The 2,952-nt window shown below is 39.5% G+C and carries 3 protein-coding genes; all 3 read left to right on the forward strand.

Going from position 1 to position 2,952, the window contains the following annotated elements; all coding sequences use genetic code 11:
- On the forward strand, window positions 1-138 hold a 138-nt coding region (locus tag KUV74_RS20700), incomplete at its 5' end, for an IS3 family transposase (protein WP_409996597.1).
- Window positions 139-531: 393 nt separating this feature from the next.
- A complete protein-coding gene (locus KUV74_RS20705; RefSeq protein ID WP_222517279.1) occupies window positions 532-1,650 on the forward strand; it encodes a glycosyltransferase family 4 protein in 1,119 nt (372 codons plus the stop codon).
- The gene (locus tag KUV74_RS20710; RefSeq protein ID WP_222517280.1) at window positions 1,631-2,467 is read left to right on the forward strand and encodes a glycosyltransferase; all 837 of its coding nucleotides are present in this window, start codon (window positions 1,631-1,633) and stop codon (window positions 2,465-2,467) included. Before KUV74_RS20705 ends, KUV74_RS20710 begins: the two co-directional genes overlap by 20 nt.
- The last annotated feature ends 485 nt before the right edge of the window (window positions 2,468-2,952 follow it).

The raw sequence follows: 2,952 nt of genomic DNA on the forward strand, positions 1-2,952 counted from the left end.
GGCGAGCGACTCACGACCCGAGAAACCATGCGACGGCAGGTGTTCGAGGACATTGAGTTGGACTACAACCGGCAACGCCGGCACAGCGCGATCGGGATGATCAGCCCAGAGGCCTTCGAGGCTCGAATGATCGCTTAGACCTGTGTCCACCAGTGCTGGGTAAGATCAAACGCTTCGGGACCAAGGATGCGATACAAAGGCAGGTCTTCAAGTACATTCAATCGACAGCACCGCCACTGCGCCATTGGGATGATCAGTCCAGTAGTCTACGAAGCTTAAATGACCGCATAGCCCAATGCCCATATTCATTAGATAAGATCATTGGACAACACCTTACCGATCCGGCCATGAGTTGCACTTAGAGTTTTTCGGCCAAGAGGTTTTAGGTAGTTGCATATCATAAGTAACGAAGTTACGAAGGACTAAGATTATATGTCTCATAGATCTCTTTTAATCATTTTCTAAGGCAAAGGTTTTTAATTGTTTTCTAGTTGATAAGTTTTTAGTTAGTTGAAAAGGGCTAAATATTCTGTGAACATTTTGTATGTAGCTAGTACGCTTTCTAGGTCAGGACCAACCAATCAGCTATATAGCCTAATATCATGTTTAAATAAAAGAAAATACAAAGCTACGGTGCTGACGCTATCTCCGGAGAAAAAAGATTCTCGCTGGCATGACTTCGAAGATATAGGTGTTAAAGTAGTCAGCCTGAACATGAATCGAATCGAAGCTTTTTTTAGAGCTAGGAGTGCGATAAAAAAATATTTAAAGGAGCTTTCTATAGATATTTTGCACACTCAGGGAATACGTGCCGATCTTCTGTCTTATTTGTTAAAAGATAAAGTGATTAAAGTTTCAACTGCCCATAACTACCCACAGTTAGATTTCCCGTTAACTTACGGTAAATTCGTCGGGAGGGGCATGGCACATGTTCAGCATATTTCCTTTTCTGGAATGGATAAAGTTTTTTGTGTTTCGAGATCTGTTGAGGAGAATCTAAATAATAAATTTAAAATATTTAAAACTGAATGTATATTGAATGGGGTTAAGAGTCTAAAGAAGGATTGTTATAGCAGTACATCATATAGGAAGGAATTTCGCACGAGCCTAGGCTTGCCTCAAGATAGTGTGATTTGGATTGCGACGGGTCACTTAAGTGAACGTAAGAATCCACTTGAACTGATTTCTGGTTTTACGGCCGCTTTTGGAGATGATCCAGAAAATATTCTGATCATGTTAGGGGATGGACCTTTAAGGAAAGAAGTGGAGAAGATTTCGTCGAGAAGTAAGAATATAAAGATTGTTGGTCGTGTTAAAGACGTATCTAAATATTTAAATGTTAGTAACTACTTTTGCTCTTGCTCGTCGGCAGAAGGCTTACCGATGGCAGCCATAGAAGCCATGTCTTGCGGTCTACCACTCTTGCTTTCAAATATACCACCACACTTGGAGCTTCTTTCGCTTGATGAAACCGTAGGGTGTAGTTATGCACAAGGAGAGATAGAAGATTTAAAAAACAACATTATGCAATTAAGAAAGAAAGATTATAGTAGCGTGTCAGTACAGTGTTTGAATGTTTACAATAAGTTTTTAAGTGATGTTGAAATGGCCTTTCAGTATGGTAGAAGTTATGAGTTGCTACAAAAGTAAGAGTGCTGATTTTTCTGTTTTAATGGCCGTGCATTATAGTGACTCTTCTAGTTTTTTGGATGATGCAATATCAAGTATTTGGGATAGACAAACACTAAGACCTGAACAAATTGTCGTTGTGAAGGATGGTGAGGTTACCCTGCAAATCAACAATGTATTAGAACGTTGGAGAAAAAAGATCGGGCATTCAATATTTTTTGTTGTTGAATTGCCTACTAATGGAGGTTTGGCATCGGCGTTGAATGCTGGATTAGAAGTATGTCGTTGTGATATTGTGGCTAGAATGGATTCAGACGATGTTTCACTTCCTTTGCGGTTCGAGAAGCAAATCTGTTTTATGCGCAATAATGAAAACATTGTTGCAATAAGTTCGCAAGTTGAAGAATGTAACTTGAATCTTGGTGAAGTGCATGGTGTAAGAAAGCTTCCGTGTAATCACGAGGAAATAATGCTTTTTGCAAAGAAGCGATCTCCTCTTAGTCATCCTGCAGCAGTCTTTAGAAAGCAATTTATTATTGAGTCTGGAGGGTATCCAGATATTAGGAAGGGGCAAGACTATGCGCTTTGGTCACTATTGTTGTCAAAAGGCTATCGACTTGCAAACCTTCCAAGTGTGCTTCTTAAGATGAGATGTGGTCAAGAACTACACGCCAGAAGAGGGTTGGATTATTTAAAGCATGAATTTGATGTACTGTTGTTTCAGAAAAAAATAGGTTTTTTATCTTGGTTCGAGTTTTTGAGAAATTTGATTCTTAAAGTTTTTTTAAGGACATCTCCAATATTTGTAAAAAAGTTTGTTTACAAAAAATTCAGGTAGAAATTGTTTTTTATATAACGTTGCACATGTTTATTGATAACAAGTTTCAAATTACCTTATGGTTTTTTGATTTTTACCTATAAACTGTGTTTTCTGTTTATTTCGTCGTATTCGTTGGTTAACGATCGATTTTTAATTTCATACGATACGATTAATATAATAAAATTTTTTATTTTTTCAATAAAGCACTTGTGGCCCTGAATGGCGGGCTCAATAAGCAAGTGCAACACTTGGTCGATCAGGCGATCAGGTATGCTATCGCTATGACGCATTGCTACCACCACCTTACTGCTGAAGAACGCCTGGCCGCAAATTCTGAGTGCAACAACTGACTGAATCCGTAAGGTGCTGATCTTGCCCACCAATAGTGGACACCCCGTTAAGGCAGTACACTGAACGAGGTGACCCCATGGCAAGGCAAGCAACGTCGATGAAGAAGACTCGCACCCGTTACTCCCAGGTCTACAAGGACGAGGCCTTGGCAC

The sequence above is a fragment of the Halomonas sp. DP1Y21-3 genome, assembly GCF_019801245.1.
GTDB classification, from domain to species: domain Bacteria; phylum Pseudomonadota; class Gammaproteobacteria; order Pseudomonadales; family Halomonadaceae; genus Halomonas; species Halomonas litopenaei.

Bases quoted from the DNA above. Each gene is read 5' to 3' on its own strand.
- KUV74_RS20710 (WP_222517280.1), top strand. From the start codon at position 1,631: ATGAGTTGCTACAAAAGTAAGAGTGCTGATTTTTCTGTTTTAATGGCC.